This window comes from Rhizobium sp. 2MFCol3.1 (assembly GCF_000377565.1).
Lineage (GTDB): Bacteria > Pseudomonadota > Alphaproteobacteria > Rhizobiales > Rhizobiaceae > Rhizobium.
The window spans coordinates 45,784-62,872 of sequence record NZ_KB898354.1 but is presented as its reverse complement, the minus strand read 5'-3'; the positions used below and the strand labels follow the sequence as shown (position 1 = coordinate 62,872).

Annotated in this window: 14 protein-coding genes; 6 read left to right on the top strand and 8 right to left on the bottom strand. The window is 61.7% G+C overall.

Annotated elements, in window-relative coordinates:
- Positions 1–14 precede the first annotated feature (14 nt).
- On the top strand, positions 15–335 hold the full coding sequence (locus D460_RS0103100; protein ID WP_018897040.1) for a hypothetical protein: 321 nt from the start codon (positions 15–17) through the stop codon (positions 333–335).
- 5 nt (positions 336–340) lie between these two features.
- Positions 341–931, top strand: coding sequence for a DNA-3-methyladenine glycosylase (locus D460_RS0103095; protein ID WP_018897039.1), 591 nt, complete (start codon positions 341–343; stop codon positions 929–931).
- Here the strand turns inward: D460_RS0103095 and D460_RS0103090 are convergent, their stop codons facing one another.
- The 3 genes from D460_RS0103090 to D460_RS0103080 are packed head-to-tail and all read right to left on the bottom strand — an operon-like array spanning position 932 to position 4,167.
- Complete coding sequence (locus D460_RS0103090; protein WP_018897038.1) at positions 932–2,473, bottom strand: DHA2 family efflux MFS transporter permease subunit; 1,542 nt, start codon at positions 2,471–2,473, stop codon at positions 932–934.
- Positions 2,466–3,704 (bottom strand): HlyD family secretion protein, encoded by a 1,239-nt coding sequence (locus tag D460_RS0103085; protein ID WP_018897037.1) that lies wholly within the window; start codon positions 3,702–3,704, stop codon positions 2,466–2,468. Before D460_RS0103085 ends, D460_RS0103090 begins: the two co-directional genes overlap by 8 nt.
- Entirely contained in the window at positions 3,697–4,167 is a 471-nt protein-coding gene (locus D460_RS0103080) for a MarR family transcriptional regulator (RefSeq protein ID WP_018897036.1), read from the bottom strand. Before D460_RS0103080 ends, D460_RS0103085 begins: the two co-directional genes overlap by 8 nt.
- Positions 4,168–4,614: 447 nt before the next feature.
- Here D460_RS0103080 and D460_RS0103075 point away from each other — a divergent pair, with 447 nt between their 5' ends.
- Positions 4,615–5,793, top strand: coding sequence for an efflux RND transporter periplasmic adaptor subunit (locus D460_RS0103075; protein WP_018897035.1), 1,179 nt, complete (start codon positions 4,615–4,617; stop codon positions 5,791–5,793).
- Positions 5,790–8,984, top strand: a complete 3,195-nt coding sequence (locus tag D460_RS0103070) for a multidrug efflux RND transporter permease subunit (RefSeq protein ID WP_018897034.1) — start codon at positions 5,790–5,792, stop codon at positions 8,982–8,984. Before D460_RS0103075 ends, D460_RS0103070 begins: the two co-directional genes overlap by 4 nt.
- On the opposite strand, the gene D460_RS0103065 is transcribed toward D460_RS0103070, so the two are convergent.
- From D460_RS0103065 to D460_RS0103050, 4 genes are all read right to left on the bottom strand, one after another.
- Entirely contained in the window at positions 8,979–9,986 is a 1,008-nt protein-coding gene (locus D460_RS0103065) for an acyltransferase (RefSeq protein ID WP_018897033.1), read from the bottom strand. The genes D460_RS0103070 and D460_RS0103065 overlap by 6 nt on opposite strands.
- Positions 9,987–10,036: 50 nt before the next feature.
- Positions 10,037–11,308, bottom strand: coding sequence for an O-antigen ligase (locus D460_RS0103060; RefSeq protein ID WP_018897032.1), 1,272 nt, complete (start codon positions 11,306–11,308; stop codon positions 10,037–10,039).
- A gap of 9 nt (positions 11,309–11,317) precedes the next feature.
- Entirely contained in the window at positions 11,318–12,589 is a 1,272-nt protein-coding gene (locus D460_RS0103055) for a polysaccharide biosynthesis/export family protein (RefSeq protein ID WP_026282737.1), read from the bottom strand.
- A 65-nt stretch (positions 12,590–12,654) separates the two neighbouring features.
- Positions 12,655–13,335, bottom strand: coding sequence for a sugar transferase (locus tag D460_RS0103050; protein ID WP_018897030.1), 681 nt, complete (start codon positions 13,333–13,335; stop codon positions 12,655–12,657).
- Between the two features lie 768 nt (positions 13,336–14,103).
- On the opposite strand from D460_RS0103050, the gene D460_RS0103045 reads away from it, so the two are divergent.
- Positions 14,104–14,376, top strand: a complete 273-nt coding sequence (locus D460_RS0103045; protein ID WP_018897029.1) for an exopolysaccharide production repressor protein — start codon at positions 14,104–14,106, stop codon at positions 14,374–14,376.
- Positions 14,377–14,506: 130 nt separating this feature from the next.
- Positions 14,507–15,508 (top strand): glycosyltransferase family 2 protein, encoded by a 1,002-nt coding sequence (locus D460_RS0103040; protein WP_018897028.1) that lies wholly within the window; start codon positions 14,507–14,509, stop codon positions 15,506–15,508.
- Positions 15,509–15,571: 63 nt separating this feature from the next.
- Here the strand turns inward: D460_RS0103040 and D460_RS0103035 are convergent, their stop codons facing one another.
- On the bottom strand, positions 15,572–16,531 hold the full coding sequence (locus D460_RS0103035) for a glycosyltransferase (protein ID WP_018897027.1): 960 nt from the start codon (positions 16,529–16,531) through the stop codon (positions 15,572–15,574).
- Positions 16,532–17,089: the final 558 nt, after the last annotated feature.

Below are 17,089 nucleotides of genomic sequence, written 5' to 3'. Positions count from 1 at the left end.
TCGGGAGCAAAACCATGACCATCACAGACATAACAGTGAACGCACGCGAGGGCGGCTTCGTCGTCTTGTTCGGCGACAAGACCGGCAACAGCATTTCCGTGACGCTCTATAATGCCGCCACACCTGGCCTGACCCGCGACAACGCCGTCTCCCACGCCCGCCAGCTGCTGCTCGCGGCGCATGACAGCTCGGCCGGCGACGGTCCGCGCAGCAAGGATGCGGCAACGCTGGAGGAGGAACTGGACGAAGGCCTCGAAGACACCTTCCCGGCAAGCGACCCGGTCTCCGTCACCGGCTCGTCGATCCCGCTGCATGATCCGAAGCCCGGCCGATAGATCACATGGACGACGGGACAGGCGCGCTCGGCGCGGCACCGATTGCGGGCGACGCCCTCACCCGCTTCTTCGAGCGTGATGCGATCTCCGTCGCACGCGATCTTCTGGCCTGCCGCCTCACGGTCGGCGGCATCGGCGGACGCATCGTCGAAACCGAGGCCTATTTCCCCGATGACGAGGCCTCCCACAGCTTTCGCGGCCCGACACAGCGCAACGGCGCCATGTTCGGCCAACCGGGCAATGTCTATATCTACCGCATCTACGGCATGCACTGGTGCCTGAACTTCGTCTGCACCCCCGGCTCCGCCGTGCTCATCCGCGCCATCGAGCCCGAAATCGGCATCGCCACGATGATCGAACGCCGTGGCACCGACGCGCTTACTCAGCTTTGCAGTGGCCCCGGCAAGCTCTGCCAGGCGCTCGGCGTCACCATCGCCCTCAATGATCGCCTGCTCGACCACGACCCCTATTCACTGACGCCGACGGCACCGCCGCCGATCGTCAGCGGAAAACGCATCGGCATCACGAAAAATGCCGAAGCACCATGGCGCTTCGGCATTTCAGGGTCTCGCTATCTCAGCAAACCATTTCGCTGATCACTCCATCACGGCGCTGTGGTCCATAACAGGCGCCACCTTGGGCTTGCGCAGCAACAGCACCAGCGGAATGACCGCCAGCGACATGATCATCAGCAGCTTGAAGTCATCAATATAGGCGATAACAGTCGATTGCAGCGTGATCAGCTCGTTCAGCGCCGCGCGACCGGCGGCCGTAAGCGGGCTCATCCCTTGCGCGGCCGCCGCGTCGAAGGCGTGGTTGAACGGCGTGACATAGGCGGCGATGTTCTCGTGGTTTACCTGCGCGTTTTCGACCAAAAGCGCCGAGACGATGGAGATCCCCACGCTCGAGCCAATGTTTCGCGACAGGTTGTAGAGACCGGTACCGTCGCCGCGCATCTCCGCCGGCAGCGTCGAAAACGCGATCGTCGTCAGCGGCACGAACAGGAAGCCGAGCCCGGCGCCCTGGATGAAGCCGACAGAGACGATCGTCCACTGCGAGACATCGGGCGTCCAGCCGGTCATGTCATACATCGCCCATGCCGTCAGCCCGAGGCCGAGCACCAGAAGCAGGCGCGTATCCACCTTGCCGATCAACCGGCCGACGATAAACATGCACAGCATGGTGCCCATGCCGCGCGGCCCCATGACGATACCAGCGGTGATGACGGGATAGCCCATCAGCGTCTGCAGGTAGGGCGTCATCAGCGCCAGCGAGGCGAGATAGGTGATCCCGATCACGAAGATGAAGATCATGCTGACGGAGAAGTTCCGGTCGAGAAACAGCTTCGGATTGACGAAGGATTTCTCCGCCGTCAGCGTGTGCACGACAAGCAGATAGAAGGCCGCGGCGCAGATGATCGCCTCGATCATGATCTCGCCCGAGGCGAACCAGTTGAGCTGTTCGCCGCGATCGAGGAAGAGCTGCAGCGACGCGATGCCGAGGCTCATCATCCCGAAGCCAAACCAGTCGAGCTTGGCAAGCGCGTCCAGTTTCGTCTCGGTCACGTAGATCATGATGCCGGCAAAGGCGAGCGCCCCGATCGGCACGTTGATATAGAACACCCAGCGCCAGCTGATGTTGTCGGTCAGCCAGCCGCCGATGACGGGACCGAGCACCGGCCCGACCATGACCGACACGCCGAACAAGGCCATGGCGGAGCCGCGTTCTTCCGGCGTGTAGATATCGAGCAGAATGCCCTGCGACAGCGGCACCAGCGATGCGCCGAACAGGCCCTGCAACAAGCGGAAGCCGACAATCTGGTTCAGCGATTGCGCCAGACCACAGAGCACGGAAGCCACGACGAAGCCGGTGATCGCCGTCAACAGCACCTTCTTGCGGCCGAACTTGGCGGCAAGAAAGCCCGACGGCGGCGTCATGATGGCGGCCGCGACGATGTAGGAGGTCAGAACCCAGTTGATCTGGTCGGCGCTCGCCGAAACGCTGCCCTGAATATAGGGCAACGCGACGTTGGCGATCGTCGTATCCAGCGCCTGCATGATGACGGCGAGGATGACGCAGGCCGTGATCATGCCGCGATTGGCGACCGGGACGAAGGGCGCGGAGGCAGCGTTACTCATGATCTCCGCCCGAGCGGCCCAGAAGCTTGGACACGAAATCCGGCAGGCCGCGCGCGTGGCCGGTATCGACATCAACGACCGTGCTCATGCCGACGCGAAGCGGCGGCTTGCCGGCGGCATCCTCGATGCTGACGCGCATCGGAATACGCTGCACGACCTTGACCCAGTTGCCCGTCGTGTTCTGCGCCGGCAGCAGCGAGAAGCTGGAGCCGGAAGCCGGGCTGATGCTCTCGACCTTGCCCTTCCAGGTCACACCCGGATAGGTGTCGACATAGATGGTGGCCGTCTGGCCGGGCTTCACATAGGTGAGCTCGGTTTCCTTCGGGCTGGCGTCGATCCAAAGATTGTTGGTGGCGACCAGCGAGAAGGCCTGCGTCGATGCTTCGAGATAGGAGCCCGGCTGCAGTGCGTTGACGTTGGTGGCGATGCCATCGAACGGCGCCCGGACGACACTGTGATCGAGCTGGCGCTGCGCGTCGTCGACCTTTGCCTGGGCCTCGAGATAGAGTGGGTTCTGCTCGGCCGGCTGGTCGGCATTGCCGCCGAGCTGGGCGAGCGTGGCGGCCGCCTGCGCCTTGGCCACAGCGACCTTCTGCTGACCCGCCTGCAGGTTATGCTTCGCCTGGTCGAACGCCGTGCGGGTGGCCGCGGAGCTGTTCAGCAGGTTCTGCTGGCGGTCGAACTCGGTCTGGAAATAGGGAATGTCGGCCTCGGCCTGGGTGATCTCGGCCAGCGACTGCTGGTAGCTTGCTTCCAGGTTGAGGATCTGGTTGCGCACCGCGCCGAGCTGCGCCTTGGCGCCATCGAGTGCGATCTTGAACACGTCCTGGCGAAGGCTGAACAGCACCTGCCCCTGCTTCACCGCTTCGTTTTCATGCACGTTGATCGTGTCGACGATACCGGAAACGTCGGTGGTCAGCCCAACCATATCGGACTTGATGTAGGCGTTGTCGGTCGACATCACCTGGCCGCCATTGACGTAGTAATAGCCGCCGACCACGAGCGCGACCGGCAGCAGCGCAAACAGCACCGGCCGGGTCATGCTGCGCTTGCGGCGCGGCGGCGTGGTCACGGGTGGCGCCACAGTGGTGACAGGCGCCGGAGTGGACGATGGCGCCTCGGCGACAGTTTCCTCGCGAGGAGAAACCTCGTTCGTTTCGGCAGCAGTCTTGCCGGCAGCAGTATTGGCATCGGCGTCGGACACGACGCGCAGGGGAGTTTTATCAGCCATGGTTGGTCTCGTTTTCGGCCAATGCCAGGGGGGTCCGGCAGGCCTGCACTAGGTTGGTCTTCATCTGCGACAGGATTTGGAAAAGCTGCTCCCGTTCTTCCGCGGAAACATCCTCCAGGGCTTCGCCTCGCGTCACATCGCCAAGTCCGCGCATTTCCGCCAGAAGCGGATGTGCCTCCTCGCGCATGTAAAGCAGCCAGATCCGGCGGTCCGTCGGGTGCTGGCGGCGCTCGATCAGCCCGCGCTCGGCGAGCTTGTCGAGAATGCGTACAAGTGTGATCGGCTCGATCTCCAGCATCTCCGCCAGCCCGCCCTGATGTATCCCCTCATTGTTGGAGAGATACGCCAGCGCCTGCCACTGCGACGACGTCAGCCCAAGACCCTTCGCCCGCTGCTCGAAACGCTTTCGAAGCAGACGTGCGACATCATGGAGGAGGAAGCCGAGGGTCGGATTGCTGTTCATTGAAGACTGCGCGAATAGTAAGCACACTTATAATGTGCCTAGATATATTGAGCAGGTGCAACATACAAGTCACCTTCGGTTGATTATTGCTAATGTGCGGCCAAATTGTCGCACCCGGCTAAGGAACCTAGCGCCGAAACCGGCAAGCGTTGGCGGCCCGCCGATACTCTCCCTGATTTCAACGGCCGTGAAAATTTCAACCCACCGGGATTTGCTTTTCGTCAAGACACCCGTTTATATGGAAATCCAGAGGCTTACCGGGTGGGGACCTTCCCGGCCAATCGATCTCAACGGCATGCAAGTCGTGAGCGCTATCAGCGCCACGAATGTAAGACAGCATTAGAAATAGGCGAGCGACACACAGTCGCTCGAGTACCGCCTGACATGAAACGCATTCTTTCAGCATAGTCATGGCGGCGTGTTTGGCCGCCCGAATGGGGAGCCGCCATGCCTTTCTCGCTTCGATACGTCTTGGCCTTCAGCAGCGTCGCGTTCTTACCCCTCGCCTCATCCGCCCAGCAGGCCGCCTCTCCGCCGCCGCCACCGGTTACCGTGGCCAAGCCCGTGGTGCGCGAAGTTGTCGATAACGACGAGTTCATCGGCCGCTTCCAGGCGGTCGACGAGGTCTCGGTGCGCGCACGCGTCGGCGGCTATCTGAACGAGGTCGATTTCACCGATGGCGCGCTGGTGAAGAAGGGCGACAAGCTCTTCGTCATCGACCAGCGCCCGTTCGTCACCGCGCTCAACGAGGCCAATGCCGCGCTCGAAGTCGCCAAATCCACCCAGACCTACGCCGAAGCACAGTTCAACCGTGCGCAGAGCCTTGCCACCAGCGGCAGCCAGTCGGTCTCGACGCTCGACGATCGCCGGCGTGAGTGGCTCTCCGCGCAGGCCAATGTCCGCGGCGCCCAGGCAACCGCCGACCGCGCGGCGCTTGACATGGAATATACGACGATATCGGCGCCGCTCAGCGGCCGCATCGACCGCCGCCTGATCTCGACAGGCAATCTGGTGCAGGCGGACCAGACAATCCTGACGACCATCGTGTCGCTGGACCCGATCGATTTCTACTTCGACGTCGATGAGCGCCGCCTGCTGAACTTCGCCGACACGGCGCGCAAGCTCGGCAAGGATCTGCAACTGGGCGGCGGCGGCGTGCCGGTTACGGTGACCATCTCCGACCCGAACGCCAAGCCCTTCATCGGCAAGCTCGACTTCGCCGAAAACCGCATCGACAACGAAAGCGGCACCATCCGCATCCGCGCTCGCCTCGCCAATCCCGACCTGATCCTGCAGCCCGGCCTCTTCGGCCGCGTGCAGGTGGAGGCCTCCAACAAGTACAAGGCGATCCTCGTGCCCGACGAGGCGATCGGCTCCGACCAGAACGAACGCGTCGTCTTCGTTGTCGGCACTGACGGCAAGGTATCGACCAAGCCCGTGCGCCCCGGCCCGCGTCTCTACGGCTACCGTGTCATCCGAGAAGGCCTTGATGGCACCGAGACGATCATCGTCAACGGCCTGATGCGCGCCCGCCCCGGCGCCACCATCACGCCGCAGATGACCGAACTGCCGCAGGAGCGGCGCGACACGCCGCCGGAAAACGCCGCGACGGAGACGCCACAATGAGGTTCGCTCATTTCTTCGTCGACCGCCCGATTTTCGCGGCGGTCATCTCGATCGTGCTCCTCGTCGTCGGCAGCATCGCCTACACGCAGCTGCCGGTGTCGCAATATCCGGAGATCGCGCCGCCGACCATCGTCGTGCGCACCTCCTATCCGGGCGCCGACCCGCAGACCATCGCCGACACGGTCTCCACGCCGCTGGAGCAGCAGATCAACGGCGTCGAGGACATGCTCTACATGTCCTCCTATTCCAGCGCCGATGGCGCCATGTCGCTGACCATCACTTTCAAGCTCGGCACCGATCTCGACAAGGTGCAGGTGCTCGTCCAGAACCGCGTCTCGATCGCCCTGCCCCGGCTTCCCGAAGAGGTGCAGCGCCTCGGCGTCACCACCGACAAGAGCTCGCCCGATCTGATGATGGTCGTCCACCTTCTCTCGCCCTCGCACCGCTACGACCAGCTTTACGTCTCCAACTACGCCCGTAACCGCATCCGCGACACCCTGGTGCGCCTCGATGGCGTCGGCGACGTGCAGGTGTTCGGCGAGCGCCAGTATTCCATGCGCATCTGGCTCGATCCGCAGAAGCTCTCCGCCTACGGCATGACATCGGATGACGTGGTCTCGGCCCTTCGCGACCAGAACGTCCAGGTCTCCGGCGGCAAGATCGGCGCACCGCCAGTGACAGGCAAGAACGCCTTCGAATATACGGTGAGAACCGACGGCCGCTTCTCCGACGTGCGCGAATTCCGCTACGTCATCGTCAAGTCAACCGGCGCCGGCCGGCTTGTGCAGCTGCAGGATGTCGCCCGCATCGAGCTCGGTGCGCAGGACTATGTGACCAACAGCTATCTCAACAACGACCCCGCCGTGGCGCTCGGCATCTTCGCACGCCCGGGAACCAACGCGCTCGATACCGCGCACCAGATCCAGTCGCTGATGAAGGACATCTCCCAGACCTTCCCGCAGGGTCTGGAATACCGCATCGTCTACGACACCACCGAGTTCATCTCGGAATCGATCACCGAGGTCTACCGGACCATCGCCGAAGCCGCGATCCTGGTGGCGATCGTCGTCCTCGTCTTCCTGCAATCCTGGCGAACCGCGATCATCCCGATCATCGCCATCCCGGTCTCGCTGATCGGCACCTTCGCCGTGCTCCTCGCCTTCGGCTTCTCGCTGAACATGCTAACGCTGTTCGGCCTAGTGCTCGCGATCGGCATCGTCGTCGACGACGCCATCGTCGTGGTCGAGAATGTCGAGCGCAATCTCGCCAAAGGCATGACGCCGAAGGAGGCTGCGCATGTGACCATGGATGAGGTCGGCACCGCCGTCATCGCCATCTCGCTGGTGCTGATCGCCGTCTTCGTTCCGACCGCCTTCATCCCAGGGATTTCCGGCCAGTTCTACAAGCAGTTCGCGGTGACCATCTCGGTCACCACCGCGATCTCGGCGCTGAACTCGCTGACGCTCTCGCCAGCGCTGGCCGGCATTCTGCTCCGAAGCCACGATCATCAGCACACGCGCAACAACATCGCCCTGCGTTTCGGGCGCGGTCTCGCCAATGGCTTCAACAACGGCTTCGATCGCCTGAGCCACGGCTATTCGTGGATCGTCAGGCACCTCGTCAGAAGCTGGATCGGCATCACCTGCTCGCTGCTCGTCTTCGCGGGCCTGCTCGGCGCCACCTACTTCATGATCACCAAGGTCCCGTCAGGCTTCATCCCGACCATGGACCAGGGCTACGCGATCGTCGTCGTACAGCTTCCTGATGGCGCGTCGCTGGCGCGTACCGATGCGGTGGTGAAGCAGGTGGGCGATATCGCCCGCACGGTCCCCGGCGTCGGCAATGCCGTACAATTCGCCGGCTTCAGCGGCGCGACCTTCACCAACGCCTCCAATTCCGGCGTCGTCTTCGTGCCGTTCAAGTCGTTTGCCGAGCGCGAGGAAGGCGGCGAGACAGCCAACAAGATCATCGGCGAGCTTTTCGGCAAGCTGCAGAGCATCCAGGAGGCCTTCATCATCGCCGTGCCGCCGCCATCCGTGCGCGGCGTCGGCAATTCCGGCGGCTTCAAGATGCAGATCCTCGATCTTGAAAACGCCGACATGACCCGCGTTCTCGGCCTTGCCCGGCAGATGATGGGCGCGGCCGCGACGACCGAAGGCCTGACCGGCGTCTTCACGACCTTCTCCGATGCCAGCCCGCAATATTATCTCGCGATCGATCGCGACAAGGCCCGTTTCCTCAACGTGCCGATCCCCAACATCTTCAACGCGCTGTCGATCAATCTCGGCGTCGCCTATGTCAACGACTTCAACGCCTTCGGCCGCGTCTACCAGGTCCGCGCCCAGGCCGACCGGCAATACCGCATGGACCGCGAGGATATTTTAGGTCTCAAGGTGCGCTCGGCCACCGGCGCGCTGGTGCCGCTCGGCACGCTGATGGATATCCAGGACTCCAGCGGCCCTGCGCTTGTCCAGCGCTACAATATGTATGTGTCCGTTCCGCTGCAGGGCAATCCGACACCCGGCACATCGACGGGCGACGCGCTGAAGAAGATGGAGGCGCTGGCCGCCAAGATCCTGCCGCCGGGTACGACCTTCGAATGGACCGAACTCGCCTACCAGGAAACCCACACCGGCAACACGGCGGTCTATATCTTCGCCCTGTCGGTCATCTTCGTATTCCTGGCGCTCGCGGCCCAATATGAAAGCTGGGTGCTGCCGCTGGCCATCATCCTGATCGTCCCGCTGGCCGTGCTCGCCGCGCTGATCGGCGTCTGGTTCAGGGGCATGGACAACAACGTGCTGACTCAGATCGGCCTGATCGTCTTGATCGGCCTTGCGGCGAAGAACGCGATCCTGATCGTCGAGTTCGCCCGCCAGGCGGAAGACGAAGGCAAGTCTCCCGTGGAGGCAGCCGTCGAGGCGAGCCATCTGCGCCTTCGCCCGATCCTGATGACGGCCTTCGCCTTCATCTTCGGCGTGCTGCCGCTCGCGATCGCCACCGGCCCCGGCGCGGAAATGCGCCAGTCGCTCGGCACGGCCGTCTTCTCGGGCATGCTCGGCGTCACGATCTTCGGTCTGTTCCTGACGCCCGTCTTCTATGTCGCCTTGCGCTCGTTCAGGAGAAAGGCCCGGCCGGCGCCGACGGTGGAACCGGATGCCGGGCCCCCGCCGGTCGAAGCCTCTTCATGAGGGCCGGCGGGCGAGTGTGGCCTGTTTCGAGCGGGAGCTGGAGAGCAGCTTCCTCAGCGGCTTTTCGATGAGCTCGTAGGCCGCGGTTCCAAGAACCACGCCGGCAAGGACGCACACCGGCGCCATGACCGCAGCCGAAAGACCGATGACCTGCCCCGCCTTGGCGACCACCGAGATCGCCAGCGTGTGCCAGAGATAGATCGAATAGGAGGCGTCGCCGAGATAGGTGAGCAGCGGCATGCGGCCGAGACTTCCGGCCGCCTCAAGCGACACCATCCCGTAAACAAGCACCATCGCCAGCGGACCACAGATCCCCGCATTGAACTCGGCGCCCATCAGATGGATGGCGGCGAAACCGGAAAGAGCGGCGCCCACGCAGGCAAGCCCCAGGCTGGTGCCGGCGATCCACCAGCGCAGCCAAAGCTCGGCGATCAGCACGCCACCGACGAATTCGAGAATGATCGGCCGCGTATAGGTGTAGAGCGCCGGCGTCGTCGGCTGCAGGATCTGCCCGGCAAGGAAGAAGCCGCCGAACAGCGCGAGCAGAAAGACGAGACGCCATTTGCGCGGCAGGAACAGTGCGCCCGCGAAGAGCACGTAGAAGAAGATCTCGAAATTCAGCGTCCACCCCTGCACCAGCACCGGCCAGATGTCGCCGGTGCTTGGCGAATGCGCGGGAATGAAGAACAGCGACGCAAGGATATGCGACGTCGTCAGCTGCAGGTTGGGAAACAGCCCGGCCACGGCGCCGGCGATCATGATTGCTGTCACCAGCCAATAGGATGGCGCGATGCGGCGCAGGCGGTCCAGGAGAAAACCCTGCGGCGTCATCGGCCGGCGCTCGCTGATCACCCACATGATGAAGCCGCTGATGACGAAGAACACATCGACACCGGCAGCCCCGATGGCGAAGTGCTCGCCGGACTTCTCGGCCGCGTGAAAAACGACGACAGCAAGCGCCGCAAAGGCGCGCAGATATTGGATGCCGTAAAGGGTCTTCATCCGGTTTCCTCAAATGACCGGTCAATGCCGGCCGACAATGCTGTTAAGTGCTAATGCATCAAAGGTTCGGGCTGCCGTGCCTGCCGCGCCCATGCCGCGACATCAGGCTGGCGGCGCACGCTCATCAGCTTTCCGGCGCAGAAATAGAACAGGAACGTCCCGACATTGTAGGGCGTCAGAATGTCGATCTCGACGAAGGAGCGGATCAACAGAAGCACGCAGATGGCAAACAGCAGATAGGATTCATCGTTCCTGATGTCTTCGATCAGGCGACGCAAATGCCCCCAGAGGATCTTCAGGAAAGTGAAGACCAGGATCAGAAGGCCCACGAGGCCGAGCTCCACCGTCGTTTCGATATAGGTGTTGTGGAAGTGGAAGCCGCTGCGCGAGCCGATGAAGAACTCTTCCCAGAGACGCTCCGGCTCCGAGAAGCCCTGAACCCAATAGGCCTGATAGCCGACGCCGAAATAGGGATTGTCGGCCGCAGCCTTGATCCCCTGCTGCCACAGATAGGTGCGTCCCGTCAGCGTCGAATCCTTGCCGAAGATCCCGAGCACGGCATCGACCGCGCCGAGATAGACACCGGCGACCGCAAGCACGATCACCGCGACCCCGCCGCCAATGACGAGCAGCTTGCGCTGGTCGGGCGTCAGCGTCAGCACCACACGCAGACCGACCATCAGCGCCAGAACCACGACCGCGGTCAGAACCGAGGTCGCCGATTGGCACATCATCAGGCAATAGGCCGACAGCAGCCCGACGACGCCTGTGGCACCCAGCCATGATGGACGGCGTTCGCCGAAGATGAATACCGTCGCGAAACAGGCGATCAGGCCGAGCGAGGCATAGAACCCGAGCTGGTTCTTCGACGCGAAGGCGCCGACGAAGCTGTAGGTGTTGTCGATCACGTCGAGCTCGTAATGCCCGAAGAGCACCGAATAGACGAGTACGATGCCGATGCCGGCGACCATGCCGAGCGTCAGCGTCTTGGCATCCAGCACCCTGACCGCGATCAGCGTGCACAGCACCTGCGTGAAATATTGAATGGCGGCGCGCATCGACACGCTGGGCGCCGCCGACCAGAAGACCGACAGGAAGGCGATCGCCGCGAAGGCGTAGATCCAGATGTAGCGATTGTAGTTGCCGAGCACCTTGCGGTAATCGACCGCGATCAGCGGCAGCCAGAGCGCATAGTAAAGCAGGATCGACACCTGCCCGAACCGAAGCGAGTAGGCGAACGAAAAAAGCGAAATCGCCACGGCGGAAACGGCATAGGCCACATTCCCGCCGGGCTGGATGAGCGCCGACTTAGCGATACGCATACTGCCTCGTTACCTCATGGCCAGTCCGGCGGTGACCTTGATCAGATCGCCGGGCTGCAACGCGGTGCTTTCCTGCACCGGGATTTCCTTCGGCTTGCCGTCCACGTCACGAATGACGGAGTAGGCAATGCTGGCGGCACCCGTCGACGTGTCGAAGCGGGCCGCGTCCGTGGATTGGGTCAGCGCCTCGGCCATCAGCGAGTTGCTCGTCGTGAGCTTCAGGTTAAGCTGGTCGAGCTGCGCGTCGGCACTTTGCTTTTCCTGGGCAAGCTGTGCGTCCCAGTCGTTGCGAAGCGTGATCTCGTCCTGGTTGGCCTTGCTGATATCCTGCTTGGCCTTGAGCGAGTTCGTGTCGATGTCGAGAAGCATCGCCTCGAGATCGGCCGCGCGTTGCTCGGCCGTCATCTTGCGGGCGCTGAGCACCAGCCCCTTCTCGGCGAGATCGTCGACCTTGTCGCGATCGGCCGTGGCCAGTTCCAGCTGGCGGGTCTGCGTCTGCGTCTTCTTGGCAAGCGTCTCGACTTCGCTCTGCAGCAGAGCCCTCAAGTCATCGAGTGCCTGAAGCTGCAGCGTCAGCCGCTTCTTGCGCGAGGTCATGAGCGCGTTCTCGCTGTCGACGAGCGCTCTGGCCTCCGGCTTGTCCTTCAGTTCGGCCGGAATCTCGAAACTATCCTTGTTGTCGATTTCGGCCTGAAGACGAGCCTGCTTCACCAGAAGCCGCGCCCGGTCCGCCATGTAGACGACGGCGTCGCCCTTGGCGTTGATGAAATCGCGCGCGAACCGCTGGCCGGAATCGGCCCGGCGAAGGCCGCCGGCAAGGCTGACGGCCTTGGCGACGGTGAGGTTCGGCGCGAACGGAAACTCACCTGGCTTCTCCACGTCTCCGGAGAGATAGACAGGGCGGAATTCCGACAATTCGACGGATGCCGACGGCCGGTCCTTCAGGGCGAACTGCTTCTGAAGGGCCATGCCGATCTGCTTGGCGATGGCGTCGGTCGTCTGCCCGGAAGCAGCGAGATCGCCGACGAATGGCAGCGAGATGCTGCCGGATGGGCCAACCGTGTAGTCGCCGCTGACGACAGACCAGTCGCGGATCGTCCCATCCGCCGTCTGCCATTCGGCAACTCGAATCTTCACTTTATCCATGGTTCCAAGGCGGTAGTCGTCCGCGCTGGCAATGAATGAGGACAGCAGGAATGCACTCAACCCGGCAGCGACTGCAACACCGGATCGAAGGGCACGGGATCGCCCAGCCTGACTGCCAAATAGACGTTCGTTCATACTTTTCCCCGTGTTTCGTCCCGACGGCGAGCCATAAGACGTGCTCGTCGGGCGTAAGGATGCCGTTAGTAGCTTCCGCGCTGAGCGCAGACGGCGGGAATGGTCTTTGCGATGATCGCAACGTCCCGGGCCATCGACCAGTTTTCGACATAGTGGGTGTCGAAAGCGACGCGAGCGGCATAGGAGACGTCGTTGCGTCCGCTGACCTGCCAGAGACCGGTAAGGCCTGGGCGGGACTGCAGATAGAAGACGGCGGCGTGCTCGTACATTTCAAGTTCGTCTTGAACGACGGGACGCGGACCGACGACACTCATCTCACCGCGAATGATATTGAAGAGCTGGGGAAGCTCATCAAGGCTCAGCTTGCGCAGCACGGCGCCAACGGCAGTTACCCGAGGGTCGTTCTGCAGTTTGCGCGTGGCGCGCCACTCATCCATGGCGGAAGGGTTGTTGCGCAGGTATTCCTGCAAAACCTTGTCGCCATTGGTGACCATTGTCCGAAACTTCAGGCAACGGAATTCCTGGCCATTGTGGCCGATGCGGCGATGGCCATAGAAGGCCGGACCCTTGTCCGTGAGCTTCACAAGCAGCATCACCATCAAAAAGATTGGGCTCAGAAACAGAAGCCCGAGGCAGGCGGCGGACACATCGAATGCCCGTTTTGCGAAGCCGCCTGTGGGCGGGAACGCGTTTTCGTGAACTGCGCCATAAAATGGCGAACTGTCCGATCTCGTCGCAGACTTCATAGAGGTAACTCCACTTATGTTTGCCGTTTGGTCGGTTAAGGCTCAGGACGCTTAGCTAGCGCTGACGAGTTGGGAGTGTATGAGGGGATTTTGTTTTTTTAAGCCACGTTTTTAAAACCGCTCGTTATCGAACGGTTTTGGAAACATTTGTTCAACTTTTTGTATTTCAGAGGTCGCTGAAACATATTTAGATTCCACCAAAGCGATCAAAACTATATTTGCAGACCGAAATAAAATGTCCTGTGACTTCTTGCCAATACACCCTGAACGAAGTTTACAGGGGTGACCGGCCCCGGTCGAAAGTTCTTGGTTACGGCCATCACTTCTCCAACGGACCTTTTTTTAAACTTGAACGGAGCCGTTTTATTGCATCGCAGCATCAGTTTTGCGCCGCACTCACAAATCGTTTGAAATTAAAACTTTGTAATAAAAGTTGAATGCGAAACGCGGCCACTACACCTCAGCGGGTATCGATTGTGGCATAAACAAGAACGTGCATTGTCAAATTGGATGCAACCATCGGATCGAAACCCAACTTTAACGACGTTTTCCGATTGCCGGGTGGCCATGCCGGTAAGTGGCATTTTTACCAATACCCGGAACAAACCTTTAAGATGACGCTTGTAGTTACTGAATACAGGCGCAAACGACGTCTTCACCGCTTTAGTTATATGACGAAGTCCTGTAAAAAGAATCTACAAAAGGGTCCTGGTGTGGCCGCGTATTCAATGGCTGTTCATTGAAGGGCACCATCTGGGGAGGCAACAAATGTATGCACCTCGCGTTTTTGTCAGCATGTTGGGCGCACTCGCAGTGTTCGCCGTCGCGACCTATTGGCTGAGCGGCTCTCTATCCGGCACCATCATCAAGACCGTGATCTGCGCGATCCTGATGCAGGCAGGCTATTTCGGCGGCGTGCTCTACCTCGTCTGGAAGGAAAGCAAGGAGCGCAACGGCGCCAAGCGCGCGCCCGGCCGCGCCGAGGAAGCTGAAAAGCTGCACGTACCGCCTTTCAACAGCTCCGAGCCGTTCAATCGCTAAGCGCCGAGGGCAGCCCTGACTGCCCGTTCGCCGCTCACGCCCCCACCCTTCGTAACATCATGTGAAGCGCTCTTTGTTGTCTGCTGCGCTGCAACGTCCTAGGTCTTGGACGAAACAACGGAGGTAGAGCGTGGCTGAAACAGCTAGCATATGCGTCATCATCGCCGCCAAGAACGCGGCCGATACGATCGAAATCGCCGTCAGATCAGCACTTCTCGAGCCTGAGGTCGCCGAAGTCGTGGTCGTCGACGACGGCTCGAGCGATTCCACAGCGGAGGCCGCCGAACGCGGCAACGACGCCACCGGCAGGCTCCAGATCGTCAGGTTCGAGAAGAACAAGGGCCCGTCGGCCGCGCGCAATCATGCCATCGATATCTCCACAGCGCCGCTGATCGCCATTCTCGACGCCGACGATTTCTTCTTCGCCGGCCGCTTCTCCCGCATGCTCTCGGACAATGATTGGGAGTTCGTGGCCGACAACATCGCCTTCGTCGATGCCGACACGGTCGCCCAGGCGCCGCAGAAGCTCGATCGCTTCGCCGAGAACCCTCTCTATCTCGACCTGACGACCTTCGTGGACGGCAACATATCCAAGCGCGGCGTGCGCCGCGGCGAGATCGGCTTCCTGAAGCCCGTCATGCGCCGAAGCTTTCTCGACAAGCATCAGCTCCGCTACCGCGAGGACATGCGTCTCGGCGAGGATTACGATCTCTACATCCGCGCGCTGGCGCTCGGCGCCCGCTACAAGGTGATCCACAGCTGCGGTTACGGCGCCGTCGTGCGCGGCAACTCGCTGAGCGGCAGCCACCGCACGGAAGACCTGCGCCGCCTTTACGAGGCGGACCGTTCGCTTCTGAAGGATTTCAAGCTGAAGCCGATGGCGGCGGACGCCGTGCGCCGGCACGAACAGCACATTCGCGCCAAATACGAGCTGCGCCACTTCCTCGATATCAAGAACCAGAAGGGCGCCGGCGCCGCGATCGCCTATGTCGCGACGCATCCCTCCGCCTTCCCGGCAATCGCCGGCGGCATCCTCGCCGACAAGACGGAGCGCTGGCGCAACCCGGATGGTGTAGCGGTCACCTCAAGCGGCGACCGCCTTCGCTATCTGCTCGACGCGCCGGCGGAATAAAGCATGTCGCGCAAAAGTGTGCCGCGGTTTTGCGGCACCGACATGCGATAGAGCAAGGACCAGTTACTTCGAGAGCTTGCCGGCGGCGAGCTGGAATGCGCTCTGGATCAGCCTTGGATCCTGCACCAGCCAGCGGGCGAGCAAGCCGAAATCGGGGCGGCGGCGGCGTTTGAGCTGCCCCACCTGCCCCCACAGCGCCTGCTTGCGCGCCCGGCTCTTGTAGGACCGAATGGTCGCGATCTCGCGCGGCCGCGAGGCGAAGCGGCTTTCCAGCCGATCGAGCGCCATCCAGGTGATGAACTGCTGCTTCAGATACTCCGGCGACGTATTGTCGACGCCGTGGAAGATGTTGATCCCCTCGCCGCGCAGCGCGCCCGCATCCGCGCAGAGCAGAACCTGCTTGGCCGCCAGCATGCAGTCGCAGAAGAACAAAACGTCTTCCGCCGCCAGCCGCAGCGCCGCGTCGAAACGCACCGTCTCGATCAGCGGACGGCCGATCACCATGCATGACATGTGCAGGAACGCCCAGTCGTTGATCATCACCCCCGCAATATCGGGAACCGAGAGGATGTGGGGCGTCTCCATCAGCCGCTGGGCGCCGTCGATCTTCGCAAGCGCCGCGATCCCGAAGTGATAGTCGAACTCCGCCCCGCCCTCGATCGACGCCCAATAGCAATCGCCGCCGAGCGTATCCATGGCCGTGAACGCGTTTTTCAGATGATCCGGGGTCCAGATGTCGTCCGAATCGAGAAACGCGACATAGCGCGTATCGGCGGGAACATGATCGAGCCCGGTATTGCGCGCGCCGCCCGGCCCGGCGTTCGGCTGGCTGACGACGGTGATTCGCGCCCGCTCTTCGGCGGTCAGCGGCGCCAGCTCGCTTGCCGGCGCATAGGGCGACTGATCGTCGACGACGATGATATCGAAGTCTTGAAAACTCTGCGCAAACGCCGACGCAAGCGCCCGTCTGAGGATGCCGTCATCCCGCTGATAGAACGGAATAATGATCGTGAAAGTCGCCATACTCTCTCCCTGAGAGGTTCGAATTGGTGCTTCGGTCGGCACATTTAGCCGTGCCATCTAGGCCAGCTGCTGCACCGCACAAGCATCAGGGGCATTTCGGCCGAAATTTGTCAAAGGCGGCAGGAAGAGCGCTGACGCCCCCTCGATCCGGAAACGCTCCATTGTGGATCAAACCGCCCCATTCCGACCATAAATGATGAACCACTTGCGGACGGCTACTGTAACATTTCCTCTCATTTGATAAAAACTTTCGTGCGCCGCACCACGTCTTTTGCGCCTAAGCCAGTGAATATAATCATTTTCTTGAATGCACTGCTGACACTGGCTTCTGGCCGGAGCGAGAACACTTCAGCCGCGTATTTTCCGCGATCTGTTACGGCAAGTAGTATCCGTTACGAAACGGCGTGATCGATCACTTTTGCTGCAGTGCCATATTTTCTTCCGTGAATTCGCCCTAACTTCCCTCGCTGCGGGCTGAAGTCTGCTCTGATTGAAACGGTTGCAAAGGGGAGCTGCGACCCAAAAGGGGTGACTGACAACGTGAATGTTGATACCAAC